At 64.7% G+C, this 14,458-nt stretch carries 14 protein-coding genes; 8 read left to right on the top strand and 6 right to left on the bottom strand.

Going from position 1 to position 14,458, the window contains the following annotated elements; all coding sequences use genetic code 11:
- Positions 1 to 14: 14 nt before the first annotated feature.
- From QGV55_RS05130 to QGV55_RS05120, 3 genes are all read left to right on the top strand, one after another.
- Positions 15 to 1,352 (top strand): DUF1800 domain-containing protein, encoded by a 1,338-nt coding sequence (locus QGV55_RS05130; RefSeq protein ID WP_281017920.1) that lies wholly within the window; start codon positions 15 to 17, stop codon positions 1,350 to 1,352.
- 5 nt (positions 1,353 to 1,357) lie between these two features.
- Entirely contained in the window at positions 1,358 to 2,527 is a 1,170-nt protein-coding gene (locus tag QGV55_RS05125; protein ID WP_281017921.1) for a DUF1501 domain-containing protein, read from the top strand.
- 65 nt (positions 2,528 to 2,592) lie between these two features.
- Positions 2,593 to 3,558, top strand: coding sequence for a hypothetical protein (locus tag QGV55_RS05120; RefSeq protein ID WP_281017922.1), 966 nt, complete (start codon positions 2,593 to 2,595; stop codon positions 3,556 to 3,558).
- Between the two features lie 19 nt (positions 3,559 to 3,577).
- Here the strand turns inward: QGV55_RS05120 and QGV55_RS05115 are convergent, their stop codons facing one another.
- Together QGV55_RS05115 and QGV55_RS05110 are read right to left on the bottom strand one after the other, a co-directional pair.
- Positions 3,578 to 4,582, bottom strand: a complete 1,005-nt coding sequence (locus QGV55_RS05115) for a methyltransferase (RefSeq protein WP_281017923.1) — start codon at positions 4,580 to 4,582, stop codon at positions 3,578 to 3,580.
- 14 nt (positions 4,583 to 4,596) lie between these two features.
- A complete protein-coding gene (locus tag QGV55_RS05110; protein WP_281017924.1) occupies positions 4,597 to 5,511 on the bottom strand; it encodes a DMT family transporter in 915 nt (304 codons plus the stop codon).
- 187 nt (positions 5,512 to 5,698) lie between these two features.
- Between QGV55_RS05110 and QGV55_RS05105 the strand changes: the two genes are divergently transcribed.
- The 4 genes from QGV55_RS05105 to QGV55_RS05090 all read left to right on the top strand — a co-directional run bounded on the left by QGV55_RS05105 (position 5,699) and on the right by QGV55_RS05090 (position 10,966).
- Complete coding sequence (locus QGV55_RS05105; RefSeq protein WP_281017925.1) at positions 5,699 to 6,727, top strand: extracellular solute-binding protein; 1,029 nt, start codon at positions 5,699 to 5,701, stop codon at positions 6,725 to 6,727.
- Positions 6,728 to 6,751: 24 nt separating this feature from the next.
- The gene (locus QGV55_RS05100; protein ID WP_281017926.1) at positions 6,752 to 8,434 is read left to right on the top strand and encodes an iron ABC transporter permease; all 1,683 of its coding nucleotides are present in this window, start codon (positions 6,752 to 6,754) and stop codon (positions 8,432 to 8,434) included.
- A gap of 81 nt (positions 8,435 to 8,515) precedes the next feature.
- Entirely contained in the window at positions 8,516 to 9,763 is a 1,248-nt protein-coding gene (locus tag QGV55_RS05095) for an ATP-binding protein (RefSeq protein ID WP_281019845.1), read from the top strand.
- A 63-nt stretch (positions 9,764 to 9,826) separates the two neighbouring features.
- The gene (locus QGV55_RS05090) at positions 9,827 to 10,966 is read left to right on the top strand and encodes an acyl-CoA dehydrogenase family protein (RefSeq protein ID WP_281017927.1); all 1,140 of its coding nucleotides are present in this window, start codon (positions 9,827 to 9,829) and stop codon (positions 10,964 to 10,966) included.
- Between the two features lie 6 nt (positions 10,967 to 10,972).
- On the opposite strand, the gene QGV55_RS05085 is transcribed toward QGV55_RS05090, so the two are convergent.
- Complete coding sequence (locus tag QGV55_RS05085; protein WP_281017928.1) at positions 10,973 to 11,884, bottom strand: LysR family transcriptional regulator; 912 nt, start codon at positions 11,882 to 11,884, stop codon at positions 10,973 to 10,975.
- Positions 11,885 to 11,983: 99 nt separating this feature from the next.
- On the opposite strand from QGV55_RS05085, the gene QGV55_RS05080 reads away from it, so the two are divergent.
- Positions 11,984 to 12,154 carry a hypothetical protein gene (locus QGV55_RS05080; RefSeq protein WP_281017929.1) on the top strand — a complete coding sequence of 57 codons (171 nt, stop codon included), beginning with the start codon at positions 11,984 to 11,986 and terminating at the stop codon, positions 12,152 to 12,154.
- Between the two features lie 7 nt (positions 12,155 to 12,161).
- Here the strand turns inward: QGV55_RS05080 and QGV55_RS05075 are convergent, their stop codons facing one another.
- The 3 genes from QGV55_RS05075 to QGV55_RS05065 all read right to left on the bottom strand — a co-directional run bounded on the left by QGV55_RS05075 (position 12,162) and on the right by QGV55_RS05065 (position 14,419).
- Positions 12,162 to 13,397: an acyl-CoA dehydrogenase family protein gene (locus QGV55_RS05075; protein WP_281017930.1), complete on the bottom strand. Its 1,236-nt coding sequence runs from the start codon at positions 13,395 to 13,397 to the stop codon at positions 12,162 to 12,164.
- A 63-nt stretch (positions 13,398 to 13,460) separates the two neighbouring features.
- Positions 13,461 to 13,856: an MliC family protein gene (locus tag QGV55_RS05070; protein ID WP_281017931.1), complete on the bottom strand. Its 396-nt coding sequence runs from the start codon at positions 13,854 to 13,856 to the stop codon at positions 13,461 to 13,463.
- 11 nt (positions 13,857 to 13,867) lie between these two features.
- Entirely contained in the window at positions 13,868 to 14,419 is a 552-nt protein-coding gene (locus QGV55_RS05065; protein WP_281017932.1) for a DUF924 family protein, read from the bottom strand.
- Positions 14,420 to 14,458: the final 39 nt, after the last annotated feature.

The following is a 14,458-nucleotide window of genomic DNA, read 5'->3' as shown; positions in this document are numbered from 1 at the left end:
CTGGAGCGCGGTAGATGAACCGACAGATGGAGGCAGCCATAGCGACCGTCCGGTTTGGGATGGGTGCCCGACCGAACGAGATCAGCGACGCCCTGTCCGATCCACGGGGCTGGCTGGCGGCGCAGATTGCAAACCCGGCCCCGGTTTCCGCCGAGATGACTTCTCTCGAACCTTCGCATCAACTGGTCAGCCAGCTTCAGGTCGCGATCCGCAGTGAAGGCGTCTCCGGCGTGATCTCGCTGCTGCGGAATGTCTATCGTCCCCAGTATGTGCGCGAAGCCATTGTCCGGAGCGGGCAGGCGGTCACCACGTCCACTTCGTTCCACGAACGCTGGGTGCGTTTCTGGTCCGATCATTTCACGGTTACCGGCAAGAAACCCGTGATCGTCGGTCTGGCAGGTGGGTTTGAGAGGGAAGCCATTCGTCCCAACGTCGGCGGCCGGTTCGTAGATCTGCTACTGGCCGTCATCCAGCATCCCGTCATGATCCTCTATCTCGACAACGCCAGGTCCTTCGGCCCGAACACCCCCGCCGCACGCTACAGCGACGGCGGTCTGAACGAGAACCTGGCACGGGAGGTACTTGAACTGCATACGCTGGGCGTCGATGGTGGCTACGAGCAGTCGGATGTCCGGTCACTCGCTCTCATGTTGACCGGATGGAGTCTCAGCCCCGCCGACGGCCATGGGTCGGGTGGAGGGTTCCATTTTCATGCAACAGCCCACGAGCCCGGTGACCGTCACCTCATGGGCGTCGGCTATGCTGATGACGGGATCGGCCAGGCAGAGCGGGCCTTGCGCGATCTCGCTGCTCATCCGGCAACGGCCCGGAACATTGCAAGGGAACTCGCACGCCATTTCGTTTCGGACCGGCCTGCGCCGGAGATTGTCGCCCGCCTGAGCCGGACGTTCATCGAAACAGAGGGCGATCTGACACAGATGGCTCTTGCCCTGATCGAAATACAGTCGGCCTGGATACCCCTGACCAAGCTGAAGACACCTGACGAGCTTGTCATCTCTGCCCTGCGCGGTATCGGGGCGAAGGGGGCCAACCGTGGCGTGCTGAATGCGTTGGTGGAACTGGGACAGCGCCCGTGGATGGCCCCGTCACCGAAGGGCTGGCCGGATACGGCGGAGGCCTGGATCACCCCGGACCGGGCACTCAGGCGTGTCGATTTCGGAGCCGCCATGGCGGAACGGATGGCCCCCCTTCCGAAAGACCCCATGATCCAGGCCAGGGACATGATGGGTGAGTTGTATGGCCAAGACACGATGATGGCGATCAGCCGGGCCGAGAGCCCGCGTCAGGCGCTGGCGCTGGCGCTCTCGGCCCCTGAATTCCAACGGAGATAACCTCAATGCCGGACCGCCGCTTCGATATCTCGCGCCGCAGGCTGCTGAAATTCAGCGGTGCCTCGGCCCTGGCTTCCATTTCCGGTCGATCACTCGCCACGACAGGACCGGACCCGCGCTTCCTGATGATCATCCTGCGCGGCGGGGCGGATGGGCTGAGCATGCTTCCGCCAACAGGCGACCCGGATCTGGCGGACATTCGCGGCAGACTAAGCGCCTTTCCGACGCTTCCGCTGGACGGCTTCTTCTCCCTGCACGGCGCCATGCCGACCATCGGCGAACTCTGGAAGCAGCAGCAACTCATCGGATTTCATGCCATCTCCACCCCCTATCAGGATCGGAGTCACTTCGACGCGCAGAACGTACTGGAGAGCGGGCTTGCCCGCCCCGACGGTTCCGCCGACGGATGGCTCAACCGCGCCCTTGCCCTGCGCCCGGACAGCGCCCGTCGCGGACTGTCGGTTGGCGCGGGAACGCCGCTGATCATGCGCGGTGCGGCACCTGTCGGATCCTGGGCACCGTCACAGTTGCCGGTCGCGGACCCGACACTGGTGGACCGTCTGGTGCCACTGTGGGCCAATGACCCGCTGCTGGCCAGGATGCTGCCACAGGGGCGGGAGTTGCAGGCAATGACCGGCGGCATGGGCGGAGACCCCAATTCCGGTCGCATGGCCGGTCTGCTGGAACAGGTCGGCCAGTTGATGGCGCGCGCGGACGGACCACGTATCGTTGCCATGGACAGCGACGGCTGGGACATGCATGGCACGCTGCTGTTCCACATGAACCGACTTTCCGCTGATCTGGATCAGGGGATCGCGCGGCTGCGGGCCAAGCTCGGCGACGCCTGGTCGCAGACCGTGGTGCTGATCGCCAGTGAATTCGGTCGAACAGTGGAGCCGAACGGAACCGGGGGCTCGGACCATGGCATCGGCGGTTCGGCCCTGCTGCTGGGCGGAGCGGTCCGGGGCGGGCGGATGATCGCTGACTGGCCCGGCCTGCGTCCGGCAGACCGCGTCGCGGCGCGGGACCTGCGTCCGACCAGGGATCTGCGGGACGTCTTTGCAGCAGCACTTGCCGATCATCTTTCCTACAGCCCGACGGAAATCAGTGAGACCATCCTGCCTGGTTTCGCCGCCGCGAACAGGACGCCGGAGATGTTTCACCGCACACTTTGACAAGTGGCATCAGCCATTCGTCCGGGCTAGGCTCGGGTGCGGTGCAGCGAGGCAGGTCTGGGGCGATGCAAACACCTGAAACGAAGCGGAAGAATGAATGGGTCGTGCTGTTCGTGGCGAACAGCGACGAGACCCAGATCGACCGGACCCTGATGGCCGCCTGGTCGGTGCGCCAGCATTTCACGGACGTCCCGATCGCCGTCGTGACCAACCGTCCGACCCACAGGCTCTGGCGCACGGCTGTCTTCAACATCGTCATTTCCATGGCCGATGATCCGTCCGCCAGTGTCGCCACCTGTTGCCGCCGCGCCATGGATCGCGAGATCTTTGATCGTGCCTTCTACGTCAACTCCCACTGCCGCCTGCGCTCCGGGTCGGTCGGAACCCTGATGAAACCGCTGGCACAACCCGGGATCGATGTGACCCTGTTGCCGTCGGAAGGCGCGGAAGCCATGCAAGACGGCATCATTGGCCTGCACAACAGTGACGGGGGCCGCGCCTTCCTGGACAAGTGGGCCGCGAGCATCGGTGAAGGCGGCGGCCTGCCCGCCGCGGTGGGAGACAATGCGGGCTTCACCGCGGGCGTCTTCGACAGCGTCTGGACACCGGAAGTCGCCACCGATCCGGAGAAGCTGCCGGCAGTGGAAGTCCGACAGGGCAACGCGCGCCGACTGCAGGGGGAAATGCTGCTGTTTGCATTGCACAGGCTTGTCTCCGGCGACCTGAAGCGAGCGGCAACGGTCTATGCCCGCGTCGCGCTGCGGGCCGAGCCGTCCCTGGTCCAGCTTGGTTCGGCACGGCTGGTCCCGCACCTGCGCCGTCGGTTCCCGGAGAAGGTGAGCGGCATCGGCGCGGAGGGCAGGAAGAAGCTGGAGGAGATGCTGAACCACGCGGCGGAAGGCGACCCGGCGGGCAACCTGCTCGCCATCGCGGCCCTGCATCTGGAAATGGATCAGCCGAAGACCGCCGTCACCGTGTTGCGTCTGATCTCGCGAATGCGCTTCAGGAAGCCCGTGCCCGTCCCGGACTGAGCGGCCCGGTGATCATTGATCAGCCCGGCTTGCGCCCCGTCACCCGCGTCAGTGTCTGCGGAATGAACTCCGTCGCGCTGATCCCCTCGAACCCGGCGCTCTCCAGATAGCCGACGCACTCGGCAATCGTGTGGGCATGCCCGATCGAGTGCGGTATCGCCTCGTAGAGTCCCCACATCGCAGGGGCGATCGGCCCCATCCGGTCATCGTCCAGCATCTCGCCGATCAGATGGTACTCGCCGCCGGGCTCCAGCGCGTCGAATACCTGTGCCACGACACGGGTCCAGGTTTCGCGGTCATAGATCGGCAGGTTCGAGGCCTGGATCGCAACGTCGCAACCGGACGGCAACGGCCCCCGCGTGAAGTCGCAGGATTCCGCCGTGACCCTGTCGGACACACCATTCTCCGCAATGAATTCCCGCGCCACGGTCACGACCGGCGGCAGATCGAGCACCACCGCACTGATCCCGGGCCAGGTCTGGGCGGCGATGATGCAGTAGGCACCGGAGCCGCCGCCGAGATCCATGATGCGCTTGCGGCCGGTCAGATCGACTTCCCGATGGAACTTGCGGGCCGCGCCCATGCCGATGGAATAGGTGGCCTTGTGATAGGCGCGCGCACTCTCCACCGTCAGGTCATCGTACATGCCCAGCGGCTCGGTCTTCTGCTCCTTCAGGATTTCAGAAAGCCTGCCCCAGTCGCCCCAGCTCTCCCGCATGAAGGTCATCCAGGGACCCGCGTAGCTGCGCTCTCCCTCCACAAGGAAACGCGCCACATCGGGGGCGTTGGCGTAGGTGCCGTCCGCATCCCGTGTCACCAGCTCCATCCCCGCCAGGGCATCCAGCAGCCGCTCGCCGTTCAGTGCACCGATCCCCACGGCCTCACCCAGCTTCGCGATGGTATTCGCGCCTGCCGCGATCTGCGTGAAGACCCCCAGATCGATGGCCGCATACATGGCGCCCGTCTCCCAATAGGCCTTCGAGATGCGTTGCAGGCGTACGGTATCCACCCGTTTCTCAGTCATTTTTTGAACCTCCCCTATCTTGTCTTCGGCAAATCCTTCGGAAAAACCGTCGCGATGGCCCCCAGTATCAGGCCGGTCGCCAGCAGCTCCGGCAGCCCGAGCGGTTCGTCCAGCAGGATTGCCGAGGAACCAAGCCCGACCAGAGGCACCAGCATGACAGACAGCGATGCCGTCTTCACCGGCAGGCGTTTCACCAGCCACAGATAGGCGGCCACACCGAAGACCTGCGCAATCAGGCCGGCATAGAGCGTTGCCGCTGTCGCCTGCCAGGATACCGGTTGCAGGACCAGCAGGTCAGGTATGGCCAGCAGCGTGATCGGTGTCGCGCCCACCACCATCTGCCAGCTCATCACCGTCAGATGCGGCACGCGCCAGGTATTGTACTTCTGCCAGACGGTTCCGAAGGCAAAGCAGAGCGATGCCGCCACCATGACCAGGGCACCCAGGGGCGCCTCACCCAGCCGCTTGGCCTCGTCCCCCATCAGGACGGCCAGCCCGGCCATGGCCAGGACCAGACCCAGAATGCGCCAGCGCGTCACCTTCTCGCCCAGCAGCGGAATACCCATCAGAAAGGCCCAGACCGGCATGGTATAGGCGATCAGCGATGCGCGACCGGCCTCGATCAGGGTCACGCCGACCGCCGACAGGTACAGCCAGGCCCCGACATTGAACAATCCGGCAACGATCAGGGGAACCCAGTGGTCACGGGGGACGCGCAGGCTGTGCCCGGCGATCCGTGTCACGATCAGCATGGTGATCGCGGCCAGCACCGAGCTGATGGCACGGAAGCTGAGAACCGACATCTCCGCCACGGCGATCTTCATGAAGGGCCAGAGCAGGCCCCAGACCAGAATCAGCAGCACGAAGATCATCAGACTGAAGGAACGCGACGCCGCGTTCTCTTCAACGGGAGGTAAGGCAGTTGTCATGCGCGGGAGCTTACGCAGTCCTGCCCCTGCGGCAATCCAAAACAGACGCATGGCCATCCGCGCGGACTGCGGGTCAGCGGCAGGGACGCGAATTGCCGTGCTGCAAATGATTATCAATGATGTTGCAGCGGTGATCCTGCGCTGTTATTGATCTTGCAACTCATTCTGAAAAAGGGACTCGCCTGCCATGTCAGTCTTTGGATCCATCACGCGCCTCGCAACCGGTGCCGCCCTGCTTTGCGGCCTGACCGCGGGTGCCGCGCAGGCTGCGGAGGAGGTCAACCTCTACTCCTACCGCCAGCCTCACCTCATGCAGCCGCTGATCGACGCCTTCACCGCCGATACCGGCATCAAGGTGAACATGGTCTACGCGAACAAGGGTCTGCTGGAGCGCCTGGTTGCCGAAGGCCGCAACACGCCGGCCGACGTGGTGATCACCGCCAACGCCGGTCGTCTGGCCGACCTCGTCGAGGCTGATGTGCTGCGTTCGGTGACCTCCCCGAAGCTGGAGGCTGCCGTTCCGGCGAACTTCCGGGATCCCCAGAACCGCTGGTTCGCGATCACCAAGCGCAGCCGCGTGCTCTATGCCAGCCGTGAGCGTGTGGCGGCGGATCGCGCGCTGACCTACGAAGGTCTGGCCGACGTGGAATGGAAGGGCAAGATCTGCGCCCGCCAGTTCACGCATCCCTACATGATCGACCTGATCTCCTCCATGATCGCGTCCCATGGTGAAGCCTGGACGGAAACGTGGCTGCAGGGTGTGAAGGCCAACCTGGCGCGCAAGCCGCAGGGCAATGACCGCGCGCAGATCAAGGCCGTTGCCCAGGGCGAGTGCGATATCGCCATCGGCAATACCTACTACTACGGCATCATGCTCTCCGACCCGGAACAGCGCCCCGCCGCCGAGGCCGTGCGTCCCGTGTTCCCGAACCAGGAAGGGCGCGGCGCACACATGAACATCACCGGTGCCGGTGTCACCAAGCACGCCAGGCACCCGGAGAACGGCGTCAAGCTGATCGAGTATCTGACCAGCCCGCACGCGCAGGAAATCTACGCCGCCCAGAACTTCGAGTTCCCGATCTTGGGCGGGGTATCGATCGCTCCGGTCATCGCCGTCTTCGGTGAATTCAAGGAAGATCCGGTCAGCCTGGCCGATGTCGCGGCCCAGCGTCGTGCCGCCGCCCAGATGGTGGACCGCGCCGGTCTTTCCAGTTGATGCGTGATCTGACATCGTGACCGCATGACACTTGCGGTTGCGCCGCCGACGGCCGTCCGTCGCGGACATGACAGAAGCTATCTCGTAATTGGCCTCGTCGCGATACTCGCGACGGGGCTTGTTGCGTTACCGGTCGGTGCGCTTGTCTGGTTCGCGCTGTCGGTGGAGCCGGGGATCTGGCCGCATCTGACCCGAACGGTCCTGGGCAACTACACCATCACCACCAGCCTGCTGGCGCTGGGCGTCGGAACGGGCGTGACCCTGATCGGTGTCGGCGCGGCCTGGCTGGTCGCGGCATACGACTTCCCGCTGCGCCGGACGCTGGAATGGGCGCTGATGATGCCGCTGGCAGCACCATCCTACATCGTCGCCTTTGTCTACACGGACCTGCTGGACTATGCCGGGCCGGTGCAGAGCACGCTGCGCGACCTGTTCGGCTGGCGCAATGCCGCCGACTACAGCTTCCCGGAGATCAGAAGCCTGCCCGGCGCCATCATCATCATCACGCTGGTGCTCTATCCGTACGTCTATCTGCTGACCCGCACCGCGTTCCTGGCCCAGTCCCGCGCTGCCGTGGAGGCCGCGCGCATGCAGGGACTGTCGGCCAGCGCGGCCTTCTGGCGCGTTGCCCTGCCCATGGCACGCCCCGCCATCGTCGTCGGTGTCGCGCTGGCGCTGATGGAGACACTGAACGAATACGGCACTGTCGACTTCTTCGCCGTGCCCGTCTTCTCGACCGGCATCTTCCACGTCTGGATCAACATGGGCAGCCTGGAGGGCGCGTCCGGCCTTGCCCTGATGCTGGTGGCGGCGGTCGCGATCCTGCTGCTGGCGGAACGCCGGGCACGGGCCGATCGCCGCTTCACCGACGCCCGCTCAACCCGCCCCGCGCAGGCCCGCGCGCAACTGCATGGTGCCCTGGCCCTGGCCGCGACCCTGCTCTGCACCCTGCCCGTCGTGCTGGGTTTCCTGCTGCCCTTCAGCCTGCTGGTAGGCTCCTCGTGGCACCGCATAGATGCCCTGTTCACCGGGGACCTGGCGTCCGCACTGCTCAACTCGCTGGAGCTTGCCGCCCTCGCCGCCCTGGTCGTGACCGTGCTTTCGCTCTGGCTGGCCTATGCCGGACGCATGAGCGGCGCGCCGCTGCTCCGCCTGGGTACGCGCCTGGCCAGCATGGGGTACGCGATCCCCGGCTCCGTGCTGGCAATAGGTATCCTTGCCCCCTTCGCCGCCTTCGACAACGCCCTGGATGCCTGGCTGTTCGAGTCATTCGGACTGTCGAGTGGCCTGCTGCTCTCCGGCACCCTGATCGCATTGCTGTTCGGCTGCACCGTGCGGTTCCTGGCTTTGGGTTTCGGCGCGACCGAGGCGGGGTTCGAGCGGGTGCCCCGCTCCCTCGACGATGCTGCCCGGCTGCTTGGATCAGGTCCTGTTGACCTGGTACGGCGCGTTCACTGGCCGCTCCTGCGCGCCAGCAGCCTGACCGCCGCCCTGCTGGTCTTCGTCGATACGCTGAAGGAGCTGCCGATGACCCTGGCACTGCGCCCCTTCAACTTCGAGACCCTGGCAACGGTGACACACCAGTATGCGGTCGATGAACGTTTCGCGGAGGCCACGCCCGGTGCCCTCGCCATCGTGCTGGCCGGTGTGGTGCCCGTGATCCTGCTGAGCCACACGATCAGGCAGGCGTCCCGGCCAAGGGCCTGATTGCTCCGGCAAGGCTTCGTTAACGCCGATCCGACAAAATGTTCCGGTTGCAATGGACCGGAGCAAACCATCGTGAATGACATGTCGGCGCACAACCCGAGTCTTGCCCGTCCTGATCTGCTGGCGGCCGTCAGTCACGAGATGCGCAACAGCCTGAACGGGCTGCTCGGCGTGACCGAACTGCTGCTGACTAGCCAGCTGGACAGGGAACAGCGCAGGCAGGTGGACACCATCCGTGCCTGCGCCGACAGCCTGCGCAACCTCTCTGTCGACATGCTCGACCTGTCACGCATGGAAGCTGGCCGATTCCGGATGGTGGAGGCACCGTTCTCGCCGGTCGAACTGCTGGAACATGTCGGTCGGGTCATGGGACCGCAGGCCGCCGACAAGTGCCTGCGCTTCGAAGCCCGCTTCGGGGAACGGTGCAACCGCACCCTGAGTGGCGACCGGACGCGCATCTGCCAGATACTGCTCAACCTGATCGGCAACGCGATCAAGTTCACCTCCGGCGGTCAGGTCAGCGTCCGGATGTCGGCACATGACCAGGGCGATCTCGTCGGCCTTCGGTTTGTCGTCGCAGACACCGGCTGCGGCATGGAACCCGCTATGATCGACGACCTGTTCCAGCCCTGGAAGCGACGCCGTCTGCACGCGGAATCCGGCGCGGGGCTGGGCCTGGCGATCTCCCGGCGGCTGGCGCGGCAGATGAACGGCGACATTACCGTCACCAGTGAGCCCGGTATCGGCTCCAGCTTCAGCCTGCAGATCGCGCTGCCCGAATGTGAGGCACAGGTCGGCGAAGCCACCTCCGACCTCCCGAAAGGTGAGGAAACGGTTGCCAGTCTGCGCGTGCTCGTCGCCGACGACCATCTGATCAACCGCGCCCTGCTGGAGGCGGTGATGCGCAAGCTGGGGCATGAGGTGATCACGGTCGACAATGGCCGATCCGCCGTGGAGCGTGCACTGTCGGGCAACGTCGATCTGGTGCTGATGGATATCCAGATGCCGGAACTGGACGGTGTTGCCGCCACACAGGAAATCCGTGCCGCTGAACCAGCCGGGTCCCGGCTGCCGATCCTGGGGGTAACCGGCCACGACTCGCCGGAGCATCGCGCGGCGTTCCGCGCCGCCGGCATGGATGGCGTCGTCATGAAGCCGTATGATGTCTCCCTGCTGGTCTCCGAGATCATCCGCGTCATGGCTGCTGCCGGGCCTGAACCGGTCAGCACCGAGCCGGCCGTGAACAATTTGGATCCCGAGAGCCCGCTGGCCGACACCCTGAAGATGATCCGGCAACTCGAAAAGTCCGCGATGACCGCTGGTCACTGACGCGAGCCCCGCGCTATAACCGATCCCTGTTCAATTGACTGAAGCCGGGGAGGGCTTGGAGCCATGGGTTTGCAGCGTCAGATCTTCAGTGAAGACCACGAGATCTTCCGTCGCACTGTTCGCAAGTTTCTCGAGGACGAAATGGCCCCGCACCACGAGAAGTGGGAAGATCAGGGCTATGTCGACCGGGAAGCCTGGACCCGAGCCGGTGAACTCGGGTTCCTCTGCATGTCGATGCCGGAGGAGTTCGGTGGTTCGAATGCTGACCGGCTCTACAGCGCGATCCTGATGGAGGAGACGCAGCGGCTGAACCTGACGGGTCTCGGCTTCGGGCTGCACAACGAGATCGTGGCCCCCTACATCAACCGCTATGGCTCGGAGGAGCAGAAGCGGAAATACCTGCCGAAGATGGCCAGCGGCGAGATGGTCGGTGCCATCGCCATGTCGGAGCCGGGCACGGGCTCGGACCTGCAGGGTATCAAGACCACGGCACTGAAGGATGGCAACGAGCTCGTCGTCAATGGCCAGAAGACCTTCATCACCAATGGCTGGAACGCCGATGTGGTCATCGTTGTCGCCAAGACCGACCCGGAAAAGGGTGCCAAGGGTACCTCGCTGGTGATGGTCGAACGCGGTGACAGCGGCTTCGAGAAGGGCCGCCGCCTGAAGAAGCTGGGCATGAAGGCGCAGGACACGTCGGAGCTGTTCTTCGACAATGTGCGCATTCCCGCCGATCGCATCCTTGGCGAGGAAGGCAAGGGCTTCGTCTATCTGATGCAGGAACTGGCGTGGGAACGCATCCAGGTGGCCATCAGTGCCGCCGCCGCCATGGAAGCCGCCGTCGAGATGACGGTGGAATACTGCAAGGAACGCAAGGCCTTCGGTCAGCCGCTGCTGGAATTCCAGAACACCCGTTTCAAGCTTGCCGAGATGAAGACCATTGCCCAGGTCGCCCGGACCTTCGTCGATGAATGCCTGTCGAAGGTGCTGGTCAACGAACTGGATGCCGAAACGGCTTCCATGGCCAAGCTCTGGACCTCCGACATGCAGAACAAGGTGATCGACGAATGCCTGCAGCTGCACGGCGGCTATGGCTACATGTGGGAATATCCCATCACCCGCATGTATGCCGACGCCCGCGTCCAGCGCATCTATGCCGGCACCAACGAGATCATGAAGGAAATCATCGCCCGCGGGCTTTGATGCCGTTCAGCCGATACCCGGCCCGTCCGAGTCAGCCTTCGCCACCTGCTTCAGCCAGGTGACGAAGGCTTTCAGCGGGGCGCGCATGGGACCGGGTTGCCAGACCATGTGATAGGCAGCGGGGTTCATCTCGTCGCCTTCCTCGTCCTCGAACAGGACGGTCAGGCGACCGTCCTGGATGTCCTCCTCCACGAAGACGCGCGCGGTGCAGGCAAGGCCCTGCCCGTCACGCAGGGCTGACATGATCATGTAGCCGGGCAGGTGCGTGATGTTCTTCTTGCGGGGCACCACCACGCCGCGGCGTTCCATCCATATCTTCAGTTCATCTGTCCCCAGCTCCTGCAGCCACGGCAGGTCCGCCGCATCTGCCGGTTCCCGGATACGCCGGTTGCCGACCAGGGAAGTCGCCGCCACCACGACGAAGGAAGACGGGATCAGCGGCTCGCTTTCCAGCCTCGGCCAGCGACCATGGCCATAGCGAATGGCCAGATCATAGTTGTCACGACGCAGATCCATCAGTTCGAAGGTCGGGTTCAGCATCAGCTCGATATCCGGGTAGGAAGCCCGGAAATCCGCGATTCTCGGCATCAGCCAACTGGTCGCGAAGATCGGTGTGACCGTGACCTTCAGGGCACGCATCGTCTCATTGTCGGTGAAGGCCGCGATGGCCTGCTGCAGCGTCCCGAAGCCCTCCGAAAGCTGCCAGGCAAGCCGCGCCCCGTCGTCGGTCAGGGCAAGTCCGCGCCCCTCCCGCACCATCAGGCTGACCCCCAGACGCTCCTCCAGCCTGCGGACCTGCTGGCTGACGGCGGCGTGGGTCACGTTCATCTCCCTGCCCGCAGCGGTGAAGTTCAGATGGCGGGCCGCTGCCTCGAAGGAGCGCAGGGTTGCCAGCGGCGGCATGTCGGACCAGTCCATCTGTAACTCCACCTTACAGTCAGAAAATTTCTCTGACTGGTTTTATGCGCGTCCGTGAACCAGATAGCGCTTCACACACGAACCCAAGGAGACAGCATCATGCTCAGCATTCTCGGCAATTCCTACATGAACGCAACCCGGCAGGCTGGCTACGTTCCGAGCCACACCGACGTCCAGCAGGCGGAACGCGCCGCCGACGCGGAGCAGCCCCGCAGCCTGGCCATGATCCGCCGCTGGCGCCGCCGCGCTTCCGACCGGACTGAGGGTTAACGGATTGTTACAGGTCAATGTCGCCTTTCAGCAGCCGCTGAATGACGGTCCGACGCAGGATCTCGTTGGTTCCGTCGGCGACATTGATCACTCTCAGCGCCTGCCAGGCGTCGGTCAGACCAACCTCGTTGGTGAAGCCCATGGCACCGAAGGTCTGCATGGCGCGGTCCACGGCCCGCACCCCGATCTCCACCGCATAGGCCTTGGTCATGGACAGTTCCTTGATCGCTGCCTGCCCCTGATCCAGCAGTCGCGTCGCATTCATGCCCATCAGATGCGCGGCATGCAGTTCCATCGCTGACGACGCCAGCGGGAACGTGACCCCCTGATATTCCGAGATCGTCTTGCCGAACGCCTCCCGCGCCTTGGCGTATTCCAGTGCCAGCTCCAGCGACCAGCGCCCCAGCCCCACCGCGCGCGCCGAATTGTATATCCGACCCAGCGACACGCCGTACAGCGCCATGGCAAAGCCCTGGTGCAGATCGCCCACCAGTTGCCAGGGTTCCACCCGCAGCCCCTCGAAGCGCAGTTCCGCCTCGTCGCCGCCGATGTGGCCGAACATCTTGACGATGCGCTGCACCTCGAAGCCCGGCGCGTCGGTCGGCACCAGAAAGGCGGAGATGCCGCCCTTCTTCTGCGCCGCCCGCTCCGCGTCCGTGACGGCGAACAGGATGCAGTAGTCGGCGATGGGGGAATTGGTGGTCCAGATCTTCCGTCCCTCGATCACCCAGCCGTCGCCGTCCGGGACCGCACGCGTCCTGATCATCGTGGCATCGGAACCCGCCCCCGGCTCGGACAGGCCGAAGCACATGCCCTTCTCCCCCGACATCAGCGGCTCCAGGATCTCGTCCCGCGCCCGGTCGGTGACCTTCTCCAGCAGGCGGCTCGGCCCGAAGGCCCAGTGGCTGATGGCATAGAGCATCAGCCAGTTCTGCGGCCCGCAATGGTGGAACAGGGCCTGCCAGCCGGCGAAATAGGCTTCGTTGCCCAACCCGCCGCCGCCCAGCGCCTCGGGCACACACATCTGGTAGTAGCCCGCCTCCGAGGCCGCCATCCGCACTTCACGGATCAGGTCGACCACCGGCGGCGACATGCGCCCGTCTTCCGTGTAGATGCGCCGCCCGTCCTCGAACAGGTCCCGGTTGGCGGCATGGCGCGGCAGGATCTCCTTGTCGGCGAAGGCGATCAGGCCGTCCACCACCTGCCGCAGTTCCTCGGGATGTTCGTCTGCAATTGCACTCATCGGTCCACCTCCCCAGATGTTGAGCGGCCATGGTGGCCCAGCGGGACGGCGGGGGGAAGCAGATCAGCGTGGCAGATGGTATGCGCGGCTCTGCGTCTCCCGGCAATCATCGGCCAGAACCTGCATCGTTGCGGTGTGATCGGCCGCGAGCATCGCCACGAATCCGACAGGCCCCTTCACATGCCAGCGCAGCCCGGCCTGTTCGTCCAGCGCCGCGAACCGCACCCCGGAGCCACTGCGTACCTGCCGCATCGCCACCTGCTGTCCCCGGAACCCCATGACCGCCAGACCCGGCTGTTGGTCATGGAACAGGTACGTCAGTTCGACGACAGTCCCGTCAGCGCAGCGATAGCCTGTCTCGCTGACCCGCCAGCCGGTGCCGGATGCATCACCGCCCGCAGTTGCGGCACCCGCCGACACCAGGAGTGCGCTGACGACAATGACCGGAAGTCGCAACATGGGACGGTCCCTCAGAATGCGCTGTTCGGCTCCTTCAGGAACGCGATCTCCTCCGCCGTGCTTTCGCGTCCCAGAACGGCATTGCGGTGCGGAAAGCGGCCGAAGCGTTCGATGATCTCGTGATGGCGGCGCACTGCGGCCATGTGCGCCTCCGGCAGGTCCAGCGGCGCGAACAGGTCCATGCAGCGTTCCTGGATCGCCAGCACCTCCGAATGCTCGAACGGAAGATAGAAGAAGAACCGGCGCATCTCTGGCTGCTGCTGATCGAAACCCGCCTCAATGGCAGTGGTCGCAATGGCAAGTGCCTTCGGGTCGTTGGCCCAGGCATCGGGGCTGTCGCGAAACAGGTTGCGGCTGAACTGGTCCAGCGTGATGACCAGCGCCAGGGCACCGTCACTGCTGCCCTGCCAGCCGTCGCAGTCGCCGCGCGCGGCCTGCCCGTTCAGCTCCCCGAAACGTTCGGCAATGACAGCATCCACGGCGCTGTCACGCTTCCAGTGCTGCTCCGGTGCCAGTTCCTCGAACCAGAAGCGGAGCACCATTGCAATTCTCGGGTCTTCCATCGGTTTCTCCCGCGCGCTATCTCGTGGAACCATGAGCAA

The sequence above is a fragment of the Minwuia sp. IMCC3009 genome, assembly GCF_029909415.1.
Taxonomy (GTDB): domain Bacteria; phylum Pseudomonadota; class Alphaproteobacteria; order Minwuiales; family Minwuiaceae; genus Minwuia.
This window is presented reverse-complemented; position numbering and strand designations above follow the sequence as displayed.